Origin of the sequence: Klebsiella sp. P1CD1, from assembly GCF_003790505.1 — a bacterium.
In the GTDB taxonomy this organism is placed as follows: domain Bacteria; phylum Pseudomonadota; class Gammaproteobacteria; order Enterobacterales; family Enterobacteriaceae; genus Klebsiella; species Klebsiella variicola.
Genome location: NZ_CP033631.1, coordinates 2,358,059 through 2,384,720, shown reverse-complemented (window position 1 = coordinate 2,384,720; position 26,662 = coordinate 2,358,059). Strand labels below are relative to the sequence as shown.

Here is a 26,662-nt window from a genome sequence, read left to right as displayed (position 1 = left end):
CAGTGAAGCCCTAAGGCTCCACTGACATCGCTACTTGAAGGCCTTACTGTTTCTTCTTAGGAGCGAGCACCATGATCATCTGGCGGCCTTCGATCTTCGTAGGGAAGGATTCGACTACTGCCAGTTCACTCAGATCGTCACGGACGCGCGTAAGCACTTCCATACCGATCTGCTGGTGGGCCATCTCACGACCGCGGAAACGCAGTGTGATCTTAGCCTTATCGCCATCTTCGAGAAAGCGAACCAGGCTGCGGAGTTTTACCTGGTAATCACCATCATCGGTCCCAGGACGGAATTTAATTTCCTTAACCTGGATAACTTTTTGCTTTTTCTTCTGTTCCTTAGAAGACTTACTCTTTTCATAAAGGAACTTGCCGTAGTCCATGATACGACAAACTGGCGGTTCGGCGTTAGGGCTGATTTCAACTAAATCTACTCCGGCCTCTTCAGCCTTTTCGAGAGCTTCTCTCAGACTCACAATACCCAAAGCTTCGCCTTCCAGACCTGTCAAGCGAACTTCCAGGGCGCGAATCTCGCCATTGATACGATTCGGACGTGCCGTTTGAACTCGTTTTCCGCCTTTAATACCTTATTCCTCCAGTTGTTGAAGACTGCGGCTGCGAATCTCTTGTTGCAGCTTCTCAATCACTTCACTTACGTCCATGCAGCCGAGGTCTTTCCCGCGACGGGTGCGCACGGCCACTTTGCCGGCTTCGACTTCTTTGTCGCCACAGACCAACATATACGGGACACGACGTAAAGTGTGCTCGCGGATTTTAAAGCCAATCTTCTCATTTCTCAAGTCTGCTTTTACACGAATGCCCGCATTTTGTAGTTTACGCGTCAATTCGTTAACGTATTCAGCCTGAGAATCGGTAATATTCATGACCACTACCTGCACTGGTGCAATCCAGGTTGGGAAGAAGCCAGCGAACTCTTCGGTCAGGATGCCAATGAAGCGCTCCAGGGAACCGAGAATCGCACGGTGAATCATGACCGGTACCTGACGCTCGTTGTTTTCGCCCACATAGGAGGCGCTTAAACGCTGCGGCAGAGAGAAGTCCAGCTGTACCGTTCCGCACTGCCATGCGCGATCGAGGCAGTCATACAGGGTAAATTCAATTTTCGGGCCGTAGAACGCCCCTTCGCCCAGTTGATACTCAAATGGGATGTTATTTTCTTCCAGCGCCACCGCCAGATCCGCTTCCGCGCGATCCCAGGTCTCATCGCTACCGATACGTTTTTCCGGGCGAGTTGACAGTTTGACGACGATCTTCTCGAAGCCAAAGGTGCTGTACATATCGTAGACCATACGAATACAGGCGTTCACTTCATCGCGAACCTGATCTTCAGTACAGAAGATATGCGCATCATCCTGGGTAAAGCCGCGAACGCGCATCAGACCGTGCAGCGCGCCAGACGGTTCGTTACGGTGGCAGCTACCGAATTCCGCCATACGCAGCGGCAGATCGCGGTAGGATTTCAATCCCTGGTTGAAGATCTGCACGTGGCCCGGGCAGTTCATCGGCTTGATGCAGTATTCACGGTTCTCAGAAGAGGTGGTGAACATCGCATCTTTGTAGTTGTCCCAGTGGCCGGTTTTTTCCCACAGCACACGGTCCATCATGAACGGACCTTTGACTTCCTGATACTGGTACTCTTTCAGTTTAGAACGAACAAAGGTTTCCAGTTCACGGAAGATAGTCCAGCCGTCGTTGTGCCAGAACACCATCCCCGGCGCCTCTTCCTGCATATGATACAGGTCAAGCTGCTTGCCAATTTTACGGTGGTCACGCTTGGCGGCTTCTTCAAGACGCTGCAGATAGGCATTCAGCGCTTTTTTATCTGCCCACGCGGTACCGTAGATACGCTGCAACATTTTATTGTTGCTGTCGCCGCGCCAGTAGGCACCGGCGGTTTTCATCAGCTTGAAGTGATGACAGAAGCGCATATTCGGTACGTGCGGGCCGCGGCACATATCGATATATTCTTCATGATGATACAGACCCGGCTTATCATCATGAGCAATGTTTTCGTCAAGAATAGAAACTTTATAGGTTTCGCCGCGCTTCACGAAGGTTTCACGCGCTTCGTGCCAGCTGACTTTCTTCTTGATGACATCGTAGTTTTTCTCGGCGAGCTCATGCATACGTTTTTCGAGCGCGTCGATATCTTCCTGAGTCAGGGTGTGGTCGAGGTCTACGTCATAGTAGAAGCCATTATCAACAACCGGACCGATAGCCATTTTGGTGTTGGGCCACAGCTGTTTAATGGCATGGCCTAACAGGTGCGCACAGGAGTGACGAATGATCTCCAGCCCTTCTTCATCTTTCGCAGTGATAATAGAGAGAGTGGAATCGGTTTCGATCGGGTCGCAGGCGTCTACCAGTTCACCGTTTACCCGCCCGGCAATGGTGGCTTTCGCCAGGCCTGGACCGATATCCAGCGCAACATCCATGGGGCTAACAGCGTGGTCAAAATGGCGTTGACTGCCATCAGGAAGCGTAATTACAGGCATTTTATGTCCTTATTTGCAGTGGTGCCCCACACGAAAGAGCACATACAAAACTATATAATCATAATTATCATCAGGTTAAGGCGCAGTTCCCGCTTCACTCTGCGAAAATAGGAGGACGACCGGATAGACCGTTCCCGCCTGCCACCGCCTGCTGATAACACCGGGGAGTAGTTTACACATCATTGGTACGTGATTAAAGCCGCAAGCGTATAAATGATGGCGGAATGTGGAGAAAACAAGAGAGATTGAGATAAAAAGACGAATATCCTGCTACTGCAGGCGAGAATAATCCCCGGCAAAGCCGGATAATATTATTCGGACGTGATAGTAGAGATGCAATGATATTGCATACTTAATCTTTAACACAGCGCGTTAAACCGGTACCGCTCCACCCGGCTTAATTGACGTATGACGAAATAAAGGTCTGGTATATTATGACCACTCGCCGGCCACCAGCGTATGCACATTAAAGGCATCGCTCATGGATTGTCCGGTAGTTCGGGAACCGGGGGCGATATTCGAGCCAGCCTCAACGTCAGTCGCTTTGGCGATGCCAACCTGAGTATGGTCCTGGTTGCCTGATGGCGGAACGGGCGTGGCAGCGGATGCACCAAAAGAAAGCACGCACAGCGCCAGGGCTGCGATGGTAAATGAAGTGTTTTTCATGATATTCATTCTCTTATTACGGAAGACAGACCGCGCGATTTCTCCGCCCGGTCAGTGCATATCATTATAGATCCAGATCACATATTTGTCCGTCGAATATTTAGCTTTTCTTGTCAAATAGAATGAATATTTGTCAACAAACCGGGAATAATGGAGAAAAGATGGAGGGCTATTTCTTTTTATAAAAACTAAAACGAAAGGCCAGAAAAAATAATGGCACTCATTGCTAAATTTAAAACGAACAGGCCGGGGAAACCCGGCCTGAAAATATTACATTTTATACCCAAGGGACAGCGACGTCCGGCGATCGGTATGCTCCGGCGCAGAGGAAGGCGGCGCCGAGTTCCAGGTCACGTTGTAGGCGACCTTCAGCGCGAAATGGGCGTTAATCGCCACGTTTAACGCGCTCTCAGAGTTGACGGTGGTGTCCTCAGCGCCAAACACCGAGACCCCTTGCGTAAATTTGGCGTTATCGGTCATCTGCCAGGCCCAGGTGCCGGAGGCGTAACCCAGCGGCTGAGTATCGGTTTCTCCATCGGTAAACTCGTCATAGCGAACGCCAGGACCGAATTCAAACCGCAGGCTGTGCACCGGACCGTTGAGGATCTGACGACCATAACCCGCCGTCAGGACATCACGCTGCTGATAGCCATTATAGCGGTCGGTCAGCCAGCTCCCCTGACCAAAGATATAGTTCATATCGGTCAGGTTGTAGCGGCTACGCCCACCGACTGCATATTTTTCTGAGGATCTCTCATCGTTGGAAGAGGTGTTGCTGGCATTCCCCCACAGCGACCAGGCGGTGGTATTACCATACCAGGTCAAGGTGGAATCTGCCGTCATCGAGGAGTTTTTGGTGTTGCCGGACTGCGCCAGGTAGCCTGCGTTAACCACACCTTCGAAAGGTTTTTTAGCAGCGGAAGGGTCATCCATGACGGTAAATACAGAATCATCGGCCATTGCGCCAACAGACGCAAAAAGCCCCCCCGCCAGCATAACCGCTGCGGGTACTGTCTTTAAAAGCTTCATTATAACTCTCTAAAATACATTTTTTAGGACAGTACAAATGATGAACAGACACAACCTGCCCGCTCATTGAATTTAGCGTCCGTACAACATAAAAGAGACCTGAGGGTCCCGGAAACTTTCGCGAGGATCGCGGTGTGCAGGTCCTAAGAAAGGTAGCAAATTATAAAAAAGCACGAATAACATAGCAATCACTTACTCTTTCGTTTTTTGAATAAGACAGCTCCGGAAACAATCTTTATTTCATAATGAAAATACAGGCTTCTTTGCAAATCTCTCAGGAACATCACTTTCCCTCCCGGAGCCATCGTGCCATGCTTAAATAAAGCACAGTCGCCGTATTAAGGAGGAGAAGGAATGACCAAAATTTATACGTTAACGCTGGCCCCCTCGCTGGATAGCGCCACGCAGACCCCACAGATTTATCCCGAAGGTAAACTCCGCTGCAGCGCGCCAGTATTTGAGCCCGGCGGCGGCGGGATCAACGTTGCCCGTGCCGTGACCTTTCTTGGCGGCAAAGCCACCGCCATTTTCCCGGTTGGCGGCGCCACCGGCGAGCACTTAGCAGCCCTGCTGGCCGATGAGCAGGTGCCGGTCGAGACCGTCGAAACCCGCGACTGGACGCGGCAAAACCTGCACGTTCACGTGGCCGCCAGCGGCGAACAATATCGTTTTGTCATGCCCGGCGCAGCGTTGACGGATGATGAGTTCCGTCGGCTGGAAGAGAAAGTCCTGACTATCGAACCCGGCTCACTGCTGGTGGTAAGCGGCAGCCTGCCGCCAGGTATCAGCGTCGAAAACCTGATGCAACTGGTGAAAAATGCGCAACAGCAGGGACTGCGCTGCATTATCGACAGTTCCGGCGACGCGCTGGCTGCGGCGCTGGACGTCGGCAATATTGAGCTGGTGAAGCCGAACCAGAAAGAGCTCAGCGCCCTCGTACAGCGCGATCTGAGCCAACCCGATGACGTACGACTTGCCGCCCAGTCGTTGATCCAGTCCGGTAAAGTACGCCGGGTGGTGGTTTCGCTCGGGCCGCAGGGGGCGTTAGGCGTTGACGCCAGCGGCAGCGTTCAGGTGGTGCCGCCGCCGATGAAAAGCCAGAGCACCGTCGGCGCCGGCGACAGCATGGTGGGCGCCATGACCCTGCGTCTGGCGGAAAACGCCGGGCTGGAAGATATGGTTCGCTTTGGCGTCGCTGCCGGTAGCGCCGCGACAATCAATCAGGGCACCCGTCTCTGCTCGCAGGCCAATACGCAAAAAATCTACGATTATCTCTGCGGTCGCTGATCTTCCCTGCCCCTCCGCGCTGGCGGAGGGAGCCACGATATTGGCTGGATGGTCTATGCTGGAAAGGCTATGGATAACAATGGGGTGTAGAGATGAGCAATGAGATAACCGCCTGGGTCGTCAGCGTCACCTTTCACGAACAGGCGCTGACGGAGATCAACGAGGTCAGCAACCACTTTACCCGTGCCGGGTTCGTACTGACGCTCAATGATGAAGACGGCAATCCCCATGAGCTGGGGACCAACACTTTTGGCCTGCTCAGCGCCCAGGATGCTGATGAAGTTAAGGCCCTCAGCGCAGGGCTGGCGGAATCGGCTCTGGGCCGCCCGGCAGAGATTACGGTCAGCACATTCGCCGAGTGGTTAAAAGCTCAATAAGTGCGTTTAACGCAACGGAAAGCGTCAGTTGTGCGTCAGTTCCAGGTTTACCCGGTAGCAGTGCGCTAACCTTATGATATGGTGGAAAACATGGGGAGAGACAGCATGTGGCAAGCAATCAGTACACTTTTACGCGATTGGCATTCCGAAAACGCTGAAATCGAACTGAAAACCGAGCTGCCCGGTGGGGAAATCCATTCGGCCTGGCATTTACGCTTCGGCGGGAAAGATTACTTCGTGAAATGCGACGAACGTGAGCTTCTGCCCATCTTCACCGCCGAGGCCGATCAGCTGGAACTGCTGTCGCGAAGCAAAACCGTTCGCGTGCCGCAGGTCTATGCGGTCGGCAGCGACCGTGACTACAGTTTTGTGGTCATGGAATACCTCCCTCCCCGTCCGCTGGATGCGCATAATGCCTTCCTGCTCGGCCAGCAGTTAGCGCATCTGCATCAGTGGAGCGATCAGCCGCAGTTTGGTCTGGATTTCGACAACGATCTTTCCACCACGCCGCAGCCCAACGCCTGGCAGCGTCGCTGGTCGGTGTTCTTTGCCGAGCAGCGTATCGGCTGGCAACTGGAGCTGGCGGCGGAGAAAGGGCTGCACTTTGGCGATATCGATACCTTAGTCGATGTGGTTCAGCAGCGGCTGGCCAACCATCAGCCGCAACCTTCACTGCTCCATGGTGACCTGTGGTCCGGTAACTGCGCCTTAGGACCAGATGGCCCCTATATCTTCGATCCGGCCTGCTACTGGGGCGATCGCGAGTGCGATTTAGCCATGCTGCCGATGCACCCGGAACAACCGCCGCAGATCTATGACGGCTACCAGTCCGTTTCACCGCTGCCAGCAGGTTTTCTCGATCGCCAGCCCATCTATCAGCTGTACACCCTGCTGAACCGGGCGATTTTGTTTGGTGGCCAGCACCTGGTGACGGTCCAGCAGGCGCTGGACGATGTATTGACGGAAAAAACGCGTTAGACAAGGCTCACGGCGGACCAGGGGGTCCGCCGCAACGCATTATCAGTTGATCTCGACCCCACTCAGACGGAATTTGATAGTCATCGTCACGCCGGTTCCCGGTCTTGCCTGCTCGTAACGCCATCTGCGCATCGCGCTTTTCACTTCGCGCTCAAACATATTGGCCGGCTGGGCAGAGAGGATCTGTAGGTTGTCGATTCGGCCATCAGGCGTCACGTCAAACTTCACCCGCACCGTCCCTTCGATGCGCAGCGCCTGGGCGCGGGCCGGATAGGTCGGCTGGACACGGCTGATCGCCCGCGGGCCGCTCGGGGCAGTAACGGTGGGTTTGGCGGCCGCGGTCGAGGTGCTTGGCGCGGTGCGCGCTGGCGTCGTGTTGTTGTTTTCAAACGGCGAGGCCGGACGCGGCTCTGCTGCCGGCTTCACGTCCCGCCTGGGCTGCTCAACCTTTTTCTCCGGCTTGGGTTTCGGTTTGGGTTTAGGCTTCGGCTTCGGTTCCGGTTTATGGATCACCACCGGCGCTTCTTTCGGCGGTTCAGGCACCACCTCGGGTTCCGGCTCAGGATCAGGTTCGACAACGGGCTCCACGACTGGCTGTGCCGCCGGGGGCGGTTCAAGATCGGCCGGCGCGACCATCGTAATCTCAATCGGCTGCGTCGGAGAAGGCTGTTCAATAACCTGATGTACCGAGGTATAAAGCAGCCCCGCCACAACGGCACCGTGGATAGCCACGGACAGCAGCGTTGGCCACGGGAAGCGGCGAGGTAAATCAAGGGTCATTGCGCTCATAGTCGTTTCTGTTGAAAAATGATGCTCCGATTTTAAATGCAAATAGCAATCATATTCAATAAGGCGTCTTAACCTGAGTCAATTTTTGCCACCATTTGCAGAAAAAAGCCGCGTCGGCAGCGCATTCGACACCGGTATGCATCTTTGCATTGCAGTCCAGGGCGGTTTAACTTAACGTAATTCGCCTGATTATTGATAAGGAGCTTTGCCGTGCTTTACGTTATCTACGCTGAAGATATCGCCGATTCTCTGGAAAAGCGGCTCTCGGTTCGCCCTGCGCATCTCGCGCGTCTGCAACTCTTACACGATGAAGGCCGGCTGCTTACAGCCGGGCCAATGCCGGCCGTTGACAGCAACGAACCGGGCGCAGCAGGGTTCAGCGGCTCAACGGTGATTGCCGAGTTTGAGTCGCTGGAAGCGGCGCAGTCCTGGGCCAATGATGATCCGTATATTGCGGCTGGCGTCTACCGCCAGGTCTCTGTTAAGCCTTATAAGAAAGTGTTTTGATAAATATTCCCTGCTATTTTTCTGGTTAGCCATAAAAAGACACCAGGCCATCAGATTAAAGGGCGCATTTTGGTACACAACATTAAAATGTCGCCCTTTTCCATCACGCGAAAATTTTGGCTGTTCTCTCACTGACATGTCCTGTACAGGGTCAGATCCCCTCTCCTGCCTCAACATCGTCGCCTAACGCCTCACCATCCCTGCATTAATATCAAAAGCCCCCGCTGTACGGCGGGGGCCTCTGATCGTTATCGCTGATCCAATTATCTGTTACTTATCGAGCGCATAGGCAATCACGTAGTCACCGCGATCCGGCGACTGGCGGGCTCCACCGGCGGAAATCAAAATGTATTGTTTGCCGGTCTTCGGCGAAACATAGCTGATGGGTCCCCCCTGGCTTCCTACCGGAAGACGGGCTTTCCAGACTTCTTCACCCGTAGATGAATCGAAGGCGCGCAGGTAGTAGTCCTGGGTTCCGGCAATGAACACCAGGCCGCCCTGAGTTGCCAGGGTTCCACCCAGCGTCGGCATACCGATCGGCATCTGAGCACGCATTTTTATGCCAAACGGACCGGTATCCTGGACGGTACCGACCGGCACCTGCCAGACGATTTTCTGTGTTTTCAGGTCAATCGCGGACAGCGTACCAAACGGCGGTTTCTGACATGGGATCCCCAGCGGCGACATGAAACGGTTTTTGTTGACCGAGTACGGTGTTCCTTTCATCGGGACCGCCCCCATCCCGGCGTTCACCGCTTCACCACCGGTGTTGGCCACCGCGCTTTGTGGGTCCTGCTTAATCAGCTGCACCCACAGACCCAGACGCATATCATTGACGAAGATATAGTGGTTGTTCGGATCGGTAGACAGGCTGCCCCAGTTCATTCCTCCCAAAGAGCCCGGGAAGCTGAGGGAAACATCGGTCCCCGGCATGGTGTACAGCCCATCATAACGCATCGATTTGAAGCTGATACGACAGACCAGCTGATCAAACGGCGTTGCCCCCCACATATCAGATTCTTTCAGGGTTTCCGCCCCAATCTGCGGCATCCCAACAGAGCGCGGCTGCGTCGCCGGATACTGTTCATTTGGGATATCAGCCGGTTTCACCGGGACCTCTTTCACTTCGGTAAGCGGTTGACCCGTCAGGCGATCAAGTACATAGATTTGACCCGCTTTGGTCCCCACCACCACGGCGGGTTTGTTGCCCTCTTTGGTCGGGAAATCGACCAGGCTTGGCTGCATCGGGACATCGAAGTCCCACAGATCGTTACGCACGGTCTTGTATACCCACTTCTCTTTCCCGGTGGTCGCATCCAGCGCCAGGATTGAAGTGGCGTATTTGTGATCGCCCTGAATACGGTCTGCGCCCCACAGGTCAACAGAGGAGCTCCCCATCGGAATAAAGAGGGTATTCATCGACGCATCCCAGGACATGGGCGCCCAGGAGTTAGCGGAACTGCGTTTGTAATGTTCCCCCGGTTGCAGAACATGATTGGGATCCGGATTACGCGGATCAAATGCCCAGCGCTGCTGGCCGGTAATCACGTCATAACCGCGCACCACGCCGCCAGGCATGTCAGTACTGACGTTATCCGCCACGCGGCCTCCAACCACCACCGTGGTGCCAGCCAGCGTCGGGGCTGAAGTCAACACATAGCTTGGATCTGCCGCTGCGCCCATCCCTTCTCGCAGATTCACGCTGCCGTTCGTCCCGAAGTCCGGGCAAAATTGGCCGTTATCTGCGTCTAAGGCGATCAATCTGTCATCAATCGTATTCATCAGGATGCGACGCTGGCATGCTGCACCTGGCGCGACCTGTGCCGGCAGAATCGGTGTGGAGCCTGCCACAGTGGGCTGCGTCAGTGGCTTCGTCGCATCAAAATACGCCAGGCCTCGGCAGCGCATCCAGATGGCGGATTTCGCATTAATTTCCGCTCTCCAGATCTCTTTTCCACTATCGGCATCGACGGCGATCACATTGTTATGCGGGGTACAGAGGAAAACACGATCGCCTACCTGCAGCGGTGTTTGCTGATCTTCTGCGCCATTGCCATCCGGGCTTAACGGGGTGTCGCCAGTATGGAAGGTCCAGACGGGTTTCAGGTTTTTTACATTGTCACGCGTGATCTGGTCCAACGCCACAAAGCGGCTACCGCCGGCAGTATTGCCGTAGTGGTCCCAGTTTTGCTGTTTAGCGTCTTCTTTTACCGGCACCAGCGGTAATTTCTCGCCGCTGAACGCCACTGTGGGATGGGGCTGAAACATCTGAACAAAGGTGACGCCCATGGCGATAACCAGAACAACGCAGACCCCCCATGCCCCTTTGGTGCTGTAAGGCTTTCCTTCATGCTTACGTAGCGCAGGCCAGGTGGCCGCCGCCAGCAGCATCAACCCGGCGGGTACCATCAAACGGGAAACGAGCGGCCAGAAGTCGAAGCCGGCATCAAACAGTGCCCAAATCAGGGTACCCACGAATACCAGAGCAAACAGCCACACCGCGGACGACCTGCGGCGGAAAAACTGAATCGCGGCGAGCAGGGTAATAACCCCGGCAATAAGGAAATACCAGCTTCCCCCCAGGGAAACCAGTTTATAACCGCCGATGACAAAGAACAGGCCTGTCGCAAGCAGTATCACACCGACCAGCAGGCACCACAGGCCTAACCAGCCGGATGAGCGGGGATTCGTATTTGACATAATAACTCTCCTGATAACACCATGAAATAAAACTATTTCTTATTTAACTATCGATGTTTTCCCCGCAGTAAGCCAAACGGCATAAATGAAGCATAATACCGGGATAGAAAATGGCGATAAAACATCGATGTCGGGAATTATATTTAATTGTTAATAAATTGTGTAAGTCCGTTATGTAAGATCTTGTATTTTATTTATTTATTGATTGTTTTTTGCGCGACACTATTGTGATAAAGCTAAAAAAACGCCAGGAAGGATTAAAAAGAAATGACTACAACAAATAAATAACACAGAATAATATATCGACATTTATTTATTTCACATCGACATTAGATTGGATAAATGCCTAATTTATGGTTATTGCTCTTTTTTTACATTGACTGGATAAGCATGTTGATGCGGGGAATTTCTCCCTGCCGATATTAAGCCATGGAATAAACGGGGATTAATGTCCGGTTTTCGCAAGGTACTGAACCGGTCTTAAACAACCTTCCTGCATTCAGGCTCGCGGTGATTTCTCTCCCCCGGAAAATAACCCCGCAATGATATAACCACACACAATATCCTGACATGGCCCAATAAAAATCTCACCGTCAGGTTAAAATTGCCGATGATCATTTTTTAACTTCTATTAATTGCCTTGCGTAAAGTTCACGCTGCGTTACTGTAGGGTTATTCGTGCTTGATTAAAAATTTTGAAAGGGAATAACAAATGTTTTCAATAAGACTTCCCTCTTTTTAAGCTACCCTTTGTGTACTTGCCCATTTTGAGGAATTTTTTGTGAACGTTCTGAAAAAAACAGCATTTCTTTCTCTGCTTGCCTTATATATCCCTGTATCACAAGCTGCGGCGACGGAATATAACCTGGATCCGCAGCACACGTCGGTGGTTATTGCCTGGAACCATTTCGGTTTCTCTAACCCTACCGCCTATATCTCTGATGTTTCAGGGAAATTATCTTTTGACAAAGAAAACCCTGAAAAATCTTCTGTTAGCGTTACTCTGCCGGTAAAAACCATTGACACGCATGTCAAAGCGTTAACCGATGAATTTTTAGGCAAAGAATACTTTGATGTCAAAACGTTTCCCGAGGCTACTTTCCGGAGTACCAAAGTGGAAAGCAAGGGTGACAATAAATATGATGTCGAAGGTAACCTGACCATTAAAGGCATCACCAAACCGGTAGTTCTGCATGCAACCCTCAATAAGCAGGACATGCATCCAATGGTGAAAAAAGAGGCGATTGGATTTGATGCAACAGGGGTAATCAAACGTTCAGACTTCAAGCTTGATAAGTATGTGCCCGCGGTAAGTGATAACGTGACCATCACTTTATCCACTGAAGCCTATGCAAAATAAAGTAATGCACGCGTAATAGCGTGCATTTTATTCAGGCGCGTTATCCAGACAACCGTTCTGAAAGGCAAACAAACAGGCGCAGATTATTTAAGACCAGGAGCGGCACGCTTAGCCTCATGCGCCATGATCTGACTGCGCCTGTTTCATCATTCTTCTCAACTTACTTCAGGCTGCATCTGCTGGCCAGTGTGGGCATGCATTCGACAGCGCCGCACCTGTCTGGGTAACAATAAATACTGCATGGCAATTAATTCCTGTGGCGGCAGGAATAGGTTCTGCCTGAAACAAACCGCCCGGAATAACGTGACATGCCTATTTTAATGAGACGTGAAAGCAAGCCAGGCGCAAACTGTCGTTGCACCGCAGTCGAGCAAAATAATGATGTCAAGATGGCAATGATAACGATAATTCAGCGCAGGGCTGAGAAAACGACAACGGCACCGCGTACGGTGCCGTTAGCCTGCTCGCTTAACAGTCGGGAAAAATAAACAGCAGAGCATGACGCTGCCGTTTCACCAGTCCCTTCCTGATAGCAAGGATCCGCATATTGCGGCGCGATTGGGCTTCCAGCCAGCGCGCTTTACGGCGATTCACCTGTCTCAGCATGCGCCAGCGCCCTACTTCCGTTCTACTACGCTTCATTGCAACGACTCTACGAGTGAAAACAGCCTCCATTATAAACCTCTGCCAGCAACTGACTACCGCTTTCGCTGCGTTTTTATTTGCCAGAAAAATACTGATGCGTAAACTCATCACATAACGTCATTCAAAAGGATTTTACATCTATGACAACCTTTTACACGGTGGTGAACTGGCTGGTCATTCTGGGGTACTGGCTGTTGATCGCCGGTGTAACATTACGAATTCTAATGAAACGCCGCGCTGTCCCGTCCGCCATGGCATGGTTGCTGATCATTTATATCCTGCCGCTGGTGGGGATTATCGCCTATCTCTCCTTTGGCGAACTGCATCTCGGCAAACGCCGGGCGGAACGCGCCAGGGCGATGTGGCCCTCGACGGCCAAGTGGTTAAACGACCTCAAAGCCTGCAAACATATCTTCGCGGAAGATAACAGCCCGGTGGCAGAATCCCTGTTCAAGCTGTGTGAACGGCGTCAGGGCATTGGTGGCGTAAAAGGCAACCAGCTGCAGCTGCTGACGGAATCTGACGACGTGATGCAGGCTCTGATCCGCGATATTCAACTGGCCCGCCACAATATCGAGATGGTCTTTTATATCTGGCAGCCAGGCGGTATGGCCGACAGCGTCGCCGAATCGCTGATGGCCGCCGCGCGTCGTGGGGTTCACTGTCGGCTAATGCTCGATTCTGCGGGCAGCGTGGCCTTTTTCCGCAGCCCATGGGCGGCGATGATGCGTAACGCCGGTATTGAAGTCGTCGAGGCCCTCAAAGTTAACCTGATGCGTGTGTTCCTGCGCCGGATGGATTTGCGTCAACATCGCAAGATGGTGATGATCGATAACTATATTGCCTATACCGGCAGCATGAATATGGTCGATCCGCGCTACTTTAAGCAGGACTCGGGGGTCGGCCAGTGGATTGACCTGATGGCGCGGATGGAAGGCCCGGTGGCGACCTCGATGGGCATCGTCTACTCCTGCGACTGGGAAATCGAAACCGGAAAGCGCATTCTGCCGCCACCACCGGACGTCAATATCATGCCGTTCGAAGAGGCCAGCGGGCATACCATCCACACGATCGCCTCCGGCCCGGGCTTTCCGGAAGATCTGATCCATCAGGCGCTCCTCACCGCCGCCTACGCGGCGAAAGAGCATCTGATCATGACGACACCTTACTTCGTGCCCAGCGACGACCTGCTGCACGCAATCTGTACCGCCGCCCAGCGCGGTGTCGACGTGAGTATTATTTTACCGCGCAAGAACGATTCACTGCTGGTGGGCTGGGCCAGCCGGGCCTTTTTCACCGAGCTGCTGGCGGCCGGGGTCAAAATTTATCAGTTTGAAGGCGGATTGTTGCATACCAAGAGCGTGCTGGTGGATGGCGAACTGAGCCTGGTGGGGACGGTGAATCTGGATATGCGCAGCCTGTGGCTCAATTTTGAGATTACGCTGGTCATTGATGACGCCGGTTTTGGCAGCGATCTGGCGGCGGTCCAGGATGACTATATCTCGCGTTCGCGCCTGCTTGACGCCCGTCGTTGGCTAAAACGACCGCTCTGGCAGCGGATCGTCGAGCGACTGTTTTACTTCTTCAGCCCGTTGCTGTAAAACGTGCCCATCAGATACCGAATGAGTAGCAATCATGGATATGGATTTAAACAACCGCCTGACCGAAGACGAAACGCTTGAGCAGGCTTACGATATCTTCCTCGAGCTGGCGGCCGACAACCTCGACCCGGCGGACATCATTCTGTTTAACCTGCAGTTTGAAGAGCGCGGGGGCGCCGAACTGTTCGACCCGTCCGCAGACTGGGAAGAGCATGTGGATTACGATCTGAATCCGGATTTCTTCGCCGAAGTGGTAATTGGCCTGGCGGATACCGATGGCGGGGAAATTAATGACATTTTCGCCCGTGTTCTGCTGTGCCGCGAAAAAGATCATAAGCTGTGTCATATTTTGTGGCGTGAATAACGCTCACTATCCAGTGAAAAGCCTGCCGCGGTTCACCCGGCAGGCTTTTTTTATGCTGGCAGCTTATTTCGGCAACGCATGGCCGCAGGCGTGACAAAAACGGGCGTTATCGTCATGGTCGCCCTGCTGGCACTGCGGACACAGGCGACGCTGACGCCGACGGTTCAGGGCGCTGGTCATATGGGTAGTGATAAGCCCGGTCGGTATCGCAATAATGGAGTAGCCGATCAGGATGAGGATCGACGCCAGAATGCGGCCCAGTGGGGTATGCGGGGTGATATCGCCATAGCCGACGGTGGTGATGGTCACGATGGCCCAATAGACCGAGGCGTTGAGCGTTGTAAAGCCGTACTCCGGCCCCTCGATCAAATACATTAGCGAACCGAAAATCACCATCACAATGGCGATAAACGAATAGAACAGAATCAGCTGGTGACGCGCACTGACGATTGCTCGCCAGAACACGTTGAGCGAAGGCATAAAGCGCAACAGTTTGAGAATACGCAGCGCGCGGATCGCTCGCATTGCTCGCCAGGCAAAGACATAATTCAGACTAATCTCCGGCCACAGCCACATCACATACAGCGGCAAAATCGTCGCCAGGTCAATCAGTCCCCAAAAGCTAAAAATATAGTGGAGCGGATTGGGCCAGGTGGCGATACGCAGCAGGTACTCCACGGTAAAAACCGCGGTCACCAGCAGCTCCAGCCAGACGAAAATATGCCATTCATCTAATGTCAGATGATATTGCGTGCCCAGCCCCGACTCGATAAAAATCACCAGCACGCTGAGCAAGGCGAAAAGTCCGCACAGCCCTTCGAAGCGGCGGCCGGAACGTCGGTTCTGATCGAAAAGTAAATGATAAAGCCGCAGACGAGCGGCAGAAAGCATACCCACTTCGTTAACCTCGCAAAAAAAGGGCTGACCTGCGTCAGCCCCTGAGATTATAACGGGTCTACCTTAAGGCAGGAAACCGCATGGCGGAAACTGCCCTCCAGTACCGGGCGGGTTTTCGCACACTCTGGCCCGGCGAGCGGGCAGCGGGTGCGGAACACGCAGCCCGACGGAGGGTTAATTGGCGAGGGTAATTCGCCCTCCAGCAACTGAATAGTTTTCGCTTTCTCGAGATCAGGATCGGGGATCGGTACCGCCGACATCAGCGCTTTGGTATAGGGATGCAGCGGATTATGATACACCTCGTCGTAGGTGCCCAGCTCCACCGCATGGCCCAGATACATCACCAGGACGCGGTCGGAGATATGTTTAACCACCGCCAGATCGTGGGCGATAAATATCAGCGACAGCCCCATCTCACGCTGCAGCTGCTGCAGCAGATTGACCACCTGAGCCTGAATCGACACGTCAAGCGCAGATACTGGCTCATCGCAGATAATCAGCTTCGGCTCAAGGATCAACGCCCGCGCGATGCCGATACGCTGGCACTGACCGCCGGAGAACTCATGCGGATAGCGGTTGATCAGGTTAGGCAGCAACCCGACCTTCATCATCATCGCTTTGACGCGATCGCGCACTTCCTGACGCGACATCTTCGGATGATAGGTGCGCAGCGGTTCAGCGATAATCTCCCCGATGGTCATGCGCGGATTCAGCGAGGCCAGCGGATCCTGGAAGATCATCTGGATATCGCTGCGCACATCGCGCCACTCTTCCTGCTTCATACCCAGCAGATCTTTCCCAAGCCAGGCCACTTTGCCATCGGTCGCTTTCACCAGGCCAATAATGGCGCGGGCGAAGGTCGATTTGCCGCAGCCTGACTCCCCTACCACACCGAGGGTTTCCCCCTCATAGAGGCGCAACGTCACGCCATCCACTGCTTTCAGCGTTTTCGACGGCTGCCAGAACCACTGCTTGCCATCTTTGATATCGAAGTGCACCTTCAGGTCGGCAATTTCAAGCAGGACTTTTCGTTGTTCAGTTACGGCGTTCATAGCAGATCCCCCACCGGTTTAAAGCAGGCGCGCAGGCGGCCTGGCGCGAACGACTCCAGCGGCGGTGCGCTGCTACACTGCTCCATGGCGTGCGGGCAGCGCGGCTGGAATGGACAGCCTTTCGGCAATCGCAGCAGGTTTGGCGGGTTGCCAGGGATGGTTAACAACGCATCGCCCTCGGCATCCAGACGAGGAACTGCATTCAACAGGCCAATGGAGTATGGATGTGACGGTTGATAGAAGACATCGCGCGCCTGACCGTACTCCATGGTGCGCCCGGCGTACATCACCAGCACTTTATCGCAGATCCCGGCCACCACCCCGAGGTCGTGGGTGATCATGATGATTGCCGTATTGAATTCGCGTTTAAGCTCATTCAACAGCGTCATGATCTGCGCCTGCACGGTGACGTCCAGCGCGGTGGTGGGTTCATCCGCAATCAGCAGCCGCGGCCGACACAGCAGCGCCATGGCAATCATCACGCGCTGGCGCATCCCGCCGGAAAACTCGTGCGGAAACATCTTCATGCGCTTGCGCGCTTCCGGCATTTTTACCGCATCGAGCATCTTCACCGACTCTTCAAACGCTTCGGCTTTGCTCAGTCCTTTATGCAACATCAGGACTTCCATTAACTGCTCGCCCACCCGCATATACGGGTTAAGAGAGGTCATCGGATCCTGGAAAATCATCGAGATTTGCTCGGCGCGCAGTTTGTTCAGTTCACGCTCGGGCAAATTGAGGATCTGCCGACCGTTAAAGGTGGCGGATCCTCCGATGCGGCCGTTGGCCGCCAGCAGCCCCATCAGAGCGAAGGCGGTTTGCGATTTACCGGAGCCAGATTCGCCCACAATGCCGAGCGTCTCGCCCGCCTGCAGGGTGAAGTTCAGGTCATTGACGGCGGTGACATCGCCATCCGGCGTTTTAAAGGTGACGCGGAGATCTTTCACGTCCAGCAGCAGGCCGCTGTGACTCTGCGCTTGCGGCGCCTTTGCCGTTTCAATCATGGTCATGGCAGCGCTCCTTAGCGGTCTTTCGGGTCGAGGGCATCACGCAGACCATCGCCGATAAAGTTGAAACAGAACAGGGTCACCACCAGGAAACCCGCCGGGAACAGCAGCAGCCAGGGCGAGACTTCCATTGAGTTGGCGCCATCGCTGAGCAATGCTCCCCAACTGCTGAGCGGCTCCTGGGTTCCCAGCCCGAGGAAGCTGAGGAAGGATTCGAAGAGGATCATGCTGGGGACCAGCAGCGAGGCGTACACTACCACCACCCCCAGTACGTTGGGGACGATATGGCGCAGCACGATGCTGGCCGTGGAGACCCCACCGACCTGCGCGGCTTCGATAAACTCTTTACGCTTCAGGCTCAAGGTCTGTCCGCGCACGATACGCGCCATATCCAGCCAGGAAACCATGCCGATGGCAACAAAGATCAGCAGGATATTCTGACCAAAAAAGGTCACCAGCAGGATGACGAAGAACATAAACGGGAAGGAGTTGAGGATCTCCAGCAGACGCATCATCACCGAATCCACTTTGCCGCCAAGATAACCGGAAAGCGAACCGTACAGCGTGCCGAGGATCACCGCCACCAGCGCCGCTGCCACCCCGACCATCAGCGAAATACGCCCGCCGATCGCCACGCGCACCAGCAGGTCGCGCCCGGAGGAGTCGGTTCCGAAGTAGTGGCCTGAAGCCATATCCGGGGCATTGGACATCATGCCCCAGTCGGTATCGAAGTAGGAGAACGACGACACCATCGGCGCAAAGGTGACAAACAGCGCAATAAGCACCAGCATGATCAGGCTGGTCACAGCGGCGCGGTTGTGCATAAAGCGGCGACGCGCATCCTGCCAGAGGCTACGCCCCTCCACTTCCAGCTTCTCACTGAAGTTTTCCAGCGCCTCGCTATTTTTCTTACTTAACATCATGGCGAACTCCGGCTTCAGTAGCGAATCTTCGGATCGATAACGGCGTACAGCACGTCAACGATGGCGTTGAACAGGATAGTCAGGGCGCCAACGAGGATCGTCAGGCTCAGCACCAGCGAGTAGTCGCGGTTAAGCGCCCCGTTAACGAACAGCTGGCCGATCCCCGGCAGGCCGTAAATGGTTTCAATGACCATTGAGCCGGTGATGATGCCCACGAAAGCTGGCCCCATATAGGAGAGCACCGGCAGCAGCGCCGGCTTCAGCGCATGGCGCAAAATAATGCGGCGCATCGGCAGCCCTTTTGCCCGCGCGGTGCGGATAAAGTTAGAGTGCAACACTTCTATCATCGAGCCGCGGGTGATACGGGCGATACTGGCGATATAGGCCAGGGAAAGCGCCACCATCGGCAGGATCATAAATTTCAGCGCTCCGCCGTTCCAGCCGCCGCCCGGCAGCCAGTGCAGGGTAATGGCAAAAATCATCACCAGCAGCGGCGCCACCACAAAGCTCGGAATAACCACGCCGGTCATGGCTACCCCCATCACCGCGTAGTCCCATCGGGTGTTTTGCTTCAGAGCGGCTATCACCCCGGCGGCTACGCCGATCACCACCGCGAGTAAAAAGGCGGCGAAGCCCAGTTTCGCAGAAACCGGGAAGCTGGCGGCCACCAGATCGTTGACCGAATAATCTTTGTATTTAAAGGAGGGACCAAAATCGCCATGCGCCAGTTGCTTCAGATAATTGAAGTACTGCGTCATGATAGGGTCATTTAAATGGTATTTTGCTTCAATATTCGCCATGACTTCCGGCGGCAGGGTGCGCTCCCCGGTAAAAGGACTTCCCGGTGCCAGACGCATCATGAAGAATGAGATGGTAATAAGAATAAATAGCGTCGGAATCGCTTCCAGACAGCGACGTAAGATAAATTTTAACATTGCCCGTACCTTCTGGCGTGTGCCTTTGCACTGCTCTCAAATAAGACACGATGGAGCGAGCACAGGCCCGCCCCACGTATTGCCATTAATGTTTGATAACGTAGAGATCTTTGGTATAGACGTTATCCATCGGGTCTTTACCGGTATAGCCCCCAACCCACGGTTTCACCAGGCGGGCGTTGACGTAGTAATAGACCGGTACGATCGCGCTGTCTTTGTCCAGCTGCTGTTCCGCTTTCGCATAGGCTGCCGTACGCTGCGCTTCATCAGACGCTTTTACGGATTCAGCCATAATCTTGTCGAACGCCGGGCTCTTATAGTGCGCAGTGTTCATTGAGCTGTCAGAGAGCATGGTGTTCAGGAAGGAAGTTGGCTCGTTATAGTCGGCGCACCAGCCCGCGCGTGCCACGTCATAGGTGCCCTGGTGACGGGTATCGAGGAACGTTTTCCACTCCTGGTTAACCAGCTTCACGTCAATGCCCAGGTTTTTACGCCACAGCGAGGCGGCGGCAATCGCCAGCTTCTTGTGTAAATCGGAGGTGTTATACAGCAGGTTAAAGGTCAACGGTTTATCCGCGGTATAGCCGGCTTCGGCCAGCAGTTTCTTCGCTTCTTCGTTGCGTTTTTCCTGCGACCACGTAAACCATTCCGGCTCGCTCAGCTTCGCGCCATCGGTGTACGGCGGCGTGTAGCCGTAGGCCGGCAGATCGCCCTGTCCTTTCACTTTATTAGCAATAATATCGCGATCCAGACCCAGCTTCAGCGCGGTACGGACGCGTACGTCGGTAAACGGCGCTTTCTGGTTGTTGATTTCGTAATAATAGGTACACAGATACGGGTCAACGTGCAGCTCGTTGGGGATCTCTTTTTTCAGCTTCTGGAAGAGTTCGATCGGCAGCTGGTTATAGGTCATGTCCAGTTCACCGCTGCGATAGCGGTTAACATAGGTCACTTCGGAAGAGGTCGGCAGCCAGGTAACGGTGTTAATGACGGTTTTTGCATTATCCCAGTAGTGCGGGTTGCGCTCCATCACGATACGTTCGTTGACCACCCAGTCTTTCAGAGTATACGCCCCGTTGGTGACGATATTGCCAGGCTGTGTCCATTTCTCGCCAAATTTTTCAATAGCCGGTTTGTAGACAGGAGACATCGCCGGGTTAACCAGCAGCTTATAAAAATAAGGGACTGGCTCGCTGAGGGTTACTTCCAGCGTGTGGTCGTCAATGGCTTTTACGCCTAGTTCGCTCGGCGCTTTCTTGCCATCAATGATGTCGTCGACGTTAACGATATGACCATATTGCGGATAGCTGGCATAAGGAGAAGCGGTTTTCGGATCCACCAGACGCTGCCAGCTGTAGACGAAGTCCTGAGCAGTAACCGGCTCGCCGTTAGACCATTTCGCATCTTTACGCAGATGGAAGGTCCAGACTTTAAAATCTTTATTATCCCAGCTCTCTGCTACGCCAGGGATCGGGTGGCCATCTTTCGGCGAAGTATTCAGCAAGCCTTCGAAGAGGTCGCGGCTAATATTGGCCTCGGGTACCCCTTCAATTTTATTCGGGTCCAGCGATTGCGGCTCAGCGCCGCTATTTCGCACCAGCGTTTGCTTATCCGACAACTGCACACCGGCCGGGACATCCGCTGCCATAGCCATATTGCCGGCAAGCAGTGCGGATAGCACTCCCGCGGCGATCAAACGTTTTTTAGTGATGATGGTCATTGTGTTGTAACTCCAGTCATTATAATTACTGGTTTTTTAACCAGCCTGTTTTTTCCCGTTTGCGGGGATCTGTCCAACGCAGGAGCGTTTGCGATTGGCAGATTGCTATCACCGACTTATTTATTACGACCGCTCGAACGGCAGCCTTAACGTCGATTCTTTGCCCCCTCGCTGGAGGGCAGTTCCGGCGCAGTGAGATTATTAATAATAATTCTCATTTACGCATATAATTCAGCAGACGATAACGGCGGAAATTACCAAAAGGTAAACACCTCCGCCAATGCAATTTGCAAATATGTTACCGGATTCTCTTTTATCGCCGATATTGCCCGCGATGCTCAAGATCTTCGCGGACTACCGACAAAAAAATATCATTGTTAATCATAGTGATATGATTTTTTAATCGCGTTGAGAATCGAGTATCGGCTAAAAGATGTTTTTTTGTACAAAAATTTAACAACAGGTTACTTTTTAGCACATTCATCTACTGCCTTGTTAAAATTACTAATATCATTTCGATGATCCGACAGCAAGTGCCAGAGAATGATGTGAAGAAAATAACATCGCAGGCAGGAAGAGCGTGAGGGGAAAACAATGAACAAAAACAGATATCTTAATGAAAAATATGGATTTAAAGATATTATCGCAAAACGTTATCTCAACAGCCGATCTCGCGCTGGTTAATAGGTTTTGCTAATAATCGCGCAAGCGCGAAGTGAAGCCTCCACGCTTGCATGGTGTTCCACTAATTAAGCAGTCCGGGGAACAGCGCTTTAATACCGGTTACGATAAACTCGATCCCCAGGGCCATCAGCAGCAACCCCATGATACGGGTGATGACGTTGATTCCCGTCTGTCCCAGCAGACGAACCAGCCACGGCGCCATTCGGAAAATGCCCCAGCAGCAAAGAGCGAATACCGCTATCGCCAGTGAGAACCCGACCAGGTGCACCCAGGAATGATATCGGGTGCCCCAGACAATAGTTGAACTGATTGCCCCCGGTCCGGCCATTAAGGGGAGCGCGAGAGGCACGACGCCGATGCTCTCCCGGACCGCCGTCTCCGACTTCTCCTGCTTGTTCTGCTTATCTTCGCCGAGCTTGCCGCTGATCATCGACATCGCAATGGTCACCACCAGGATGCCGCCGGCAATGCGGAAGGAATCAATCGAGATGCCAAAAATCTGCAGAATGCCATCGCCGAGAAACAACGACGTCAGGAGAATGATCGCCACCGACAGGTTTGCGGTCAGGTTGGTCTTGTTGCGCACCGCTGCCGGTTGGTAGCTGGTCATACTGATAAACACCGGAATGATGCCGACCGGGTTGACCAGGGCAAATAAGCCAATGAAAAACTTGAAATAGGTAGCAAAATCGAACAGTGGTTGAGTCACAATGGGCTCCGCAGCATCATCAAAATTGGCGGTTGACTATTAACAGCATAAAATAACTGCGCGAAACATACGCTTTTTGCATGCAATATTCATTATAAATATGCATAACCCGGTGATATGTATCGAATGTTAGTTATTTGTAGCTTTAATGCTAATCGTTTTTTTAATTTCAAAACCCTTCCATTACACTTGATCGAATCGGTTAAAAAGCAGCCAGCTGAAAGGTATCAGCCACGCCAATACTTGATCTAAATCACGTATTTTGTACTCAGAAGTGAGTAATCTTGATGACACCAACAGAGTGGAAGGCAGCATGACCTGAAAGTTAAAGTAATAGAGCTTTTTTAGTAAATCGGTAAAACAGTGTCCTGATTTTTCTACATAAACATTTACATGCAAGCTGTTAACAGCCTGTCTATAATGTCGAATCGAGCGACTGATTTACTAAAAAAGTTTAACATTATCAGGAGAGCATTATGGCTGTTACTAATATCGCTGAACTGAACGCGCTTGTTGAGCGTGTCAAGAAAGCCCAGCGTGAATATGCCAGTTTCACTCAAGAACAAGTCGATAAAATCTTCCGCGCTGCCGCTCTGGCCGCTGCAGATGCTCGAATCCCTCTCGCTAAAATGGCCGTTGCCGAATCCGGCATGGGCATCGTTGAAGACAAAGTGATCAAAAACCACTTCGCTTCCGAATACATTTACAACGCATATAAAGATGAAAAAACCTGTGGCGTCCTGTCAGAAGACGACACCTTTGGTACCATCACTATCGCTGAACCGATCGGCATCATCTGCGGTATCGTACCGACCACTAACCCGACTTCAACAGCCATCTTCAAATCGCTCATCAGCCTGAAGACACGTAACGCCATCATTTTCTCTCCGCACCCGCGTGCAAAAGAAGCCACCAACAAAGCGGCTGATATCGTACTGCAGGCTGCCATCGCGGCTGGCGCGCCGAAAGACCTGATCGGCTGGATCGATCAGCCGTCCGTAGAACTGTCTAACGCGCTGATGCATCACCCGGACATCAACCTGATCCTTGCGACCGGTGGTCCAGGTATGGTGAAAGCGGCGTACAGCTCCGGTAAACCAGCTATCGGCGTTGGTGCCGGTAACACCCCGGTGGTCATTGATGAAACGGCTGATATCAAACGTGCTGTTGCTTCCGTTCTGATGTCTAAAACCTTCGATAACGGCGTTATCTGTGCTTCTGAGCAGTCTGTTGTCGTCGTTGATTCAGTGTATGACGCGGTTCGCGAACGTTTCGCCAGCCACGGCGGCTATCTGCTGCAGGGTAAAGAGCTGAAAGCGGTTCAGGACATCATCCTGAAAAATGGCGCGCTGAACGCTGCTATCGTTGGTCAGCCAGCGGCAAAAATCGCGGAACTCGCAGGCTTCACCGTTCCGGCTACGACTAAGATCCTGATTGGCGAAGTGACCAACGTTGACGAAAGTGAACCGTTTGCTCACGAAAAACTGTCTCCGACGCTGGCGATGTATCGTGCGAAAGATTTCGAAGACGCGGTCACCAAAGCAGAAAAACTGGTTGCCATGGGCGGTATCGGTCACACCTCTTGCCTGTACACCGACCAGGACAACCAGCCGGCTCGCGTGGCTTACTTCGGCCAGATGATGAAAACCGCACGTATCCTGATCAACACCCCGGCTTCTCAGGGTGGTATCGGTGACCTGTACAACTTCAAACTCGCGCCTTCCCTGACTCTGGGTTGTGGTTCCTGGGGTGGTAACTCCATCTCTGAAAACGTTGGTCCGAAACACCTGATCAACAAGAAAACCGTTGCTAAGCGAGCTGAAAACATGTTGTGGCACAAACTTCCGAAATCTATCTACTTCCGTCGTGGCTCCCTGCCAATCGCACTGGATGAAGTGATTACTGATGGTCACAAACGCGCGCTGATCGTGACTGACCGCTTCCTGTTCAACAACGGCTATGCCGATCAGATCACTTCCGTACTGAAAGCAGCGGGCGTTGAAACCGAAGTCTTCTTCGAAGTTGAAGCTGACCCGACTCTGACCATCGTACGTAAAGGTGCCGATCTGGCGAACTCCTTCAAACCAGACGTCATCATCGCGCTGGGCGGCGGTTCCCCGATGGATGCGGCGAAAATCATGTGGGTCATGTACGAACATCCGGAAACCCACTTCGAAGAACTGGCGCTGCGCTTTATGGATATCCGTAAACGTATCTACAAGTTCCCGAAAATGGGCGTCAAAGCCAAGATGGTCGCCATCACCACCACCTCCGGTACCGGTTCTGAAGTGACGCCGTTCGCCGTAGTGACCGATGACGCAACTGGTCAGAAATATCCGCTGGCAGACTACGCGCTGACCCCAGATATGGCCATCGTCGATGCCAACCTGGTGATGGATATGCCGAAGTCGCTGTGTGCGTTCGGTGGTCTGGATGCGGTGACTCACGCCCTGGAAGCTTACGTTTCCGTGCTGGCTTCCGAGTTCTCTGACGGCCAGGCTCTGCAGGCGTTGAAACTGCTGAAAGAGTACCTGCCGGCTTCCTACCACGAAGGTTCCAAGAACCCGGTTGCCCGTGAGCGCGTACACAGTGCTGCGACTATCGCCGGTATCGCGTTTGCGAACGCCTTCCTCGGGGTGTGTCACTCCATGGCGCACAAACTGGGCTCTCAGTTCCATATTCCGCACGGTCTGGCCAACGCCCTGCTGATCTGCAACGTTATTCGCTACAACGCGAATGACAACCCGACCAAGCAGACTGCGTTCAGCCAGTACGACCGTCCGCAGGCTCGTCGTCGCTACGCTGAAATCGCCGATCACCTGGGTCTCTCTGCACCGGGCGACCGCACCGCAGCGAAGATCGAGAAACTGCTGGCATGGCTGGAAAGCATCAAAGCTGAGCTGGGAATTCCGAAATCTATCCGCGAAGCTGGCGTTCAGGAAGCTGACTTCCTGGCTAACGTTGATAAGCTGTCTGAAGATGCCTTCGATGACCAGTGCACCGGCGCTAACCCGCGCTACCCGCTGATCTCCGAACTGAAACAGATTCTGCTGGATACCTACTACGGCCGCGAGTTCGTCGAAGGCGAAACTGCTGCGAAAACCGACGCGGCTCCGGTGAAAGCTGAGAAAAAAGCGAAGAAATCCGCTTAATCAACAACGGTAAACATACTGCAAGCCCCGTCAGATGACGGGGCTTTTTTATGCCTGCTTGTCAGCCAATCCCGAGCTCCAGCCTTCCAGAGTATAAAAAAGGCGCCCACAGGCGCCTGTATGAGCTTCTGAGCAACTCAGCAGGAATAACGCTGGTTTTGTACCTGGGTTAAAGAACCCACGCTCAGCGCCTCTTTATAATGCTTACGACAGACGGACACATACCGCTCATTGCCGCCGATGACAACCTGCTCGCCTTCATTATAAGGTCGCCCCTCTTGATCGAGACGTAGCACCATGCTCGCCTTACGGCCGCAGAAGCAAATGGTTTTCAGCTCCACCAGTTTATCGGACCATGCCAGCAAATACTGGCTACCGGTAAAGAGCTCGCCGCGAAAATCCGTCCGCAGTCCATAGCACAGCACCGGAATATCCAGTGTATCGACAACTTCGGACAGCTCATGAACCTGTTCGCGCGTCAGAAACTGGCTTTCATCCACCAGCACGCAGTGAATCGGCTTAAGCTTGTGCTCTGCCGCAATATCGTTAAATAGCGACGTCTGCGGATTATACAACCGGGCCGGCGAGGAGAGGCCGATACGCGAGCTGACTTTTCCAGCACCGAAGCGGTCATCTATCTCAGCGGTATAAACGATGGTACGCATCCCCCGCTCCTGGTAATTGTACGAAGATTGCAACAGAGCGGTCGACTTACCTGCATTCATTGCAGAGTAGTAGAAATAAAGTTGTGCCATCGGCTGC

The 26,662-nt window shown here is 53.2% G+C and carries 24 protein-coding genes; 8 read left to right on the top strand and 16 right to left on the bottom strand.

From position 1 onward, the window contains the following. Positions 1 to 43: 43 nt before the first annotated feature. The 4 genes from infC to DTA24_RS11865 all read right to left on the bottom strand — a co-directional run bounded on the left by infC (position 44) and on the right by DTA24_RS11865 (position 4,213). Positions 44 to 586, bottom strand: a complete 543-nt coding sequence (infC, locus tag DTA24_RS11880) for a translation initiation factor IF-3 (RefSeq protein WP_012967832.1) — start codon at positions 584 to 586, stop codon at positions 44 to 46. 3 nt (positions 587 to 589) lie between these two features. Further along, on the bottom strand, positions 590 to 2,518 hold the full coding sequence (thrS, locus tag DTA24_RS11875; RefSeq protein WP_123836834.1) for a threonine--tRNA ligase: 1,929 nt from the start codon (positions 2,516 to 2,518) through the stop codon (positions 590 to 592). A gap of 432 nt (positions 2,519 to 2,950) precedes the next feature. Beyond that, entirely contained in the window at positions 2,951 to 3,184 is a 234-nt protein-coding gene (locus DTA24_RS11870) for a hypothetical protein (protein WP_012541368.1), read from the bottom strand. A gap of 270 nt (positions 3,185 to 3,454) precedes the next feature. Beyond that, the gene (locus DTA24_RS11865) at positions 3,455 to 4,213 is read right to left on the bottom strand and encodes a YdiY family protein (protein WP_008804431.1); all 759 of its coding nucleotides are present in this window, start codon (positions 4,211 to 4,213) and stop codon (positions 3,455 to 3,457) included. Between the two features lie 354 nt (positions 4,214 to 4,567). Here DTA24_RS11865 and pfkB point away from each other — a divergent pair, with 354 nt between their 5' ends. From pfkB to DTA24_RS11850, 3 genes are all read left to right on the top strand, one after another. Then, a complete protein-coding gene (pfkB, locus tag DTA24_RS11860; RefSeq protein WP_008804430.1) occupies positions 4,568 to 5,500 on the top strand; it encodes a 6-phosphofructokinase II in 933 nt (310 codons plus the stop codon). A gap of 92 nt (positions 5,501 to 5,592) precedes the next feature. Beyond that, positions 5,593 to 5,877 (top strand): type V toxin-antitoxin system endoribonuclease antitoxin GhoS, encoded by a 285-nt coding sequence (gene ghoS / locus DTA24_RS11855; RefSeq protein ID WP_008804429.1) that lies wholly within the window; start codon positions 5,593 to 5,595, stop codon positions 5,875 to 5,877. 105 nt (positions 5,878 to 5,982) lie between these two features. Further along, positions 5,983 to 6,855 carry a fructosamine kinase family protein gene (locus DTA24_RS11850; RefSeq protein ID WP_012541366.1) on the top strand — a complete coding sequence of 291 codons (873 nt, stop codon included), beginning with the start codon at positions 5,983 to 5,985 and terminating at the stop codon, positions 6,853 to 6,855. 42 nt (positions 6,856 to 6,897) lie between these two features. Here the strand turns inward: DTA24_RS11850 and tonB are convergent, their stop codons facing one another. Next, a complete protein-coding gene (tonB, locus tag DTA24_RS11845; protein WP_043875109.1) occupies positions 6,898 to 7,644 on the bottom strand; it encodes a TonB system transport protein TonB in 747 nt (248 codons plus the stop codon). 210 nt (positions 7,645 to 7,854) lie between these two features. Here tonB and DTA24_RS11840 point away from each other — a divergent pair, with 210 nt between their 5' ends. Beyond that, positions 7,855 to 8,151, top strand: a complete 297-nt coding sequence (locus tag DTA24_RS11840) for a YciI family protein (RefSeq protein WP_008804420.1) — start codon at positions 7,855 to 7,857, stop codon at positions 8,149 to 8,151. A 270-nt stretch (positions 8,152 to 8,421) separates the two neighbouring features. Here the strand turns inward: DTA24_RS11840 and DTA24_RS11835 are convergent, their stop codons facing one another. Next, positions 8,422 to 10,851, bottom strand: coding sequence for a glucose/quinate/shikimate family membrane-bound PQQ-dependent dehydrogenase (locus tag DTA24_RS11835; RefSeq protein WP_012967823.1), 2,430 nt, complete (start codon positions 10,849 to 10,851; stop codon positions 8,422 to 8,424). Positions 10,852 to 11,632: 781 nt separating this feature from the next. Between DTA24_RS11835 and DTA24_RS11830 the strand changes: the two genes are divergently transcribed. Then, positions 11,633 to 12,211, top strand: coding sequence for a YceI family protein (locus tag DTA24_RS11830; RefSeq protein ID WP_008804418.1), 579 nt, complete (start codon positions 11,633 to 11,635; stop codon positions 12,209 to 12,211). Positions 12,212 to 12,679: 468 nt separating this feature from the next. Here the strand turns inward: DTA24_RS11830 and DTA24_RS11825 are convergent, their stop codons facing one another. Then, the gene (locus DTA24_RS11825; protein WP_023290120.1) at positions 12,680 to 12,853 is read right to left on the bottom strand and encodes a YciY family protein; all 174 of its coding nucleotides are present in this window, start codon (positions 12,851 to 12,853) and stop codon (positions 12,680 to 12,682) included. Positions 12,854 to 12,996: 143 nt separating this feature from the next. On the opposite strand from DTA24_RS11825, the gene cls reads away from it, so the two are divergent. Both cls and DTA24_RS11815 read left to right on the top strand, forming a co-directional pair. After that, the gene (cls, locus tag DTA24_RS11820) at positions 12,997 to 14,457 is read left to right on the top strand and encodes a cardiolipin synthase (RefSeq protein WP_008804416.1); all 1,461 of its coding nucleotides are present in this window, start codon (positions 12,997 to 12,999) and stop codon (positions 14,455 to 14,457) included. 34 nt (positions 14,458 to 14,491) lie between these two features. Continuing rightward, positions 14,492 to 14,821, top strand: a complete 330-nt coding sequence (locus tag DTA24_RS11815) for an HI1450 family dsDNA-mimic protein (protein WP_002910079.1) — start codon at positions 14,492 to 14,494, stop codon at positions 14,819 to 14,821. Positions 14,822 to 14,884: 63 nt separating this feature from the next. On the opposite strand, the gene DTA24_RS11810 is transcribed toward DTA24_RS11815, so the two are convergent. From DTA24_RS11810 to DTA24_RS11775, 8 genes are all read right to left on the bottom strand, one after another. Further along, a complete protein-coding gene (locus DTA24_RS11810) occupies positions 14,885 to 15,712 on the bottom strand; it encodes an ion transporter (RefSeq protein WP_012541359.1) in 828 nt (275 codons plus the stop codon). Between the two features lie 53 nt (positions 15,713 to 15,765). After that, complete coding sequence (oppF, locus tag DTA24_RS11805) at positions 15,766 to 16,770, bottom strand: murein tripeptide/oligopeptide ABC transporter ATP-binding protein OppF (protein WP_008804414.1); 1,005 nt, start codon at positions 16,768 to 16,770, stop codon at positions 15,766 to 15,768. Further along, positions 16,767 to 17,780 carry an ABC transporter ATP-binding protein gene (locus tag DTA24_RS11800; protein ID WP_004151853.1) on the bottom strand — a complete coding sequence of 338 codons (1,014 nt, stop codon included), beginning with the start codon at positions 17,778 to 17,780 and terminating at the stop codon, positions 16,767 to 16,769. Before DTA24_RS11800 ends, oppF begins: the two co-directional genes overlap by 4 nt. An 11-nt stretch (positions 17,781 to 17,791) precedes the next feature. Next, entirely contained in the window at positions 17,792 to 18,700 is a 909-nt protein-coding gene (oppC, locus tag DTA24_RS11795) for an oligopeptide ABC transporter permease OppC (RefSeq protein ID WP_004145396.1), read from the bottom strand. A 14-nt stretch (positions 18,701 to 18,714) separates the two neighbouring features. Then, positions 18,715 to 19,635 (bottom strand): oligopeptide ABC transporter permease OppB, encoded by a 921-nt coding sequence (gene oppB / locus DTA24_RS11790; protein WP_002910089.1) that lies wholly within the window; start codon positions 19,633 to 19,635, stop codon positions 18,715 to 18,717. An 85-nt stretch (positions 19,636 to 19,720) separates the two neighbouring features. Further along, complete coding sequence (gene oppA / locus DTA24_RS11785; RefSeq protein ID WP_008804413.1) at positions 19,721 to 21,355, bottom strand: oligopeptide ABC transporter substrate-binding protein OppA; 1,635 nt, start codon at positions 21,353 to 21,355, stop codon at positions 19,721 to 19,723. A gap of 745 nt (positions 21,356 to 22,100) precedes the next feature. After that, a complete protein-coding gene (locus DTA24_RS11780; RefSeq protein ID WP_008804412.1) occupies positions 22,101 to 22,748 on the bottom strand; it encodes a YchE family NAAT transporter in 648 nt (215 codons plus the stop codon). Between the two features lie 183 nt (positions 22,749 to 22,931). Next, the gene (locus tag DTA24_RS11775) at positions 22,932 to 23,147 is read right to left on the bottom strand and encodes a hypothetical protein (RefSeq protein ID WP_012541357.1); all 216 of its coding nucleotides are present in this window, start codon (positions 23,145 to 23,147) and stop codon (positions 22,932 to 22,934) included. A 77-nt stretch (positions 23,148 to 23,224) separates the two neighbouring features. Here DTA24_RS11775 and adhE point away from each other — a divergent pair, with 77 nt between their 5' ends. After that, complete coding sequence (gene adhE / locus DTA24_RS11770) at positions 23,225 to 25,900, top strand: bifunctional acetaldehyde-CoA/alcohol dehydrogenase (RefSeq protein WP_008804411.1); 2,676 nt, start codon at positions 23,225 to 23,227, stop codon at positions 25,898 to 25,900. A gap of 137 nt (positions 25,901 to 26,037) precedes the next feature. Here the strand turns inward: adhE and tdk are convergent, their stop codons facing one another. After that, positions 26,038 to 26,655, bottom strand: coding sequence for a thymidine kinase (gene tdk, locus DTA24_RS11765; RefSeq protein ID WP_008804410.1), 618 nt, complete (start codon positions 26,653 to 26,655; stop codon positions 26,038 to 26,040). Between the last annotated feature and the right edge of the window lie 7 nt (positions 26,656 to 26,662).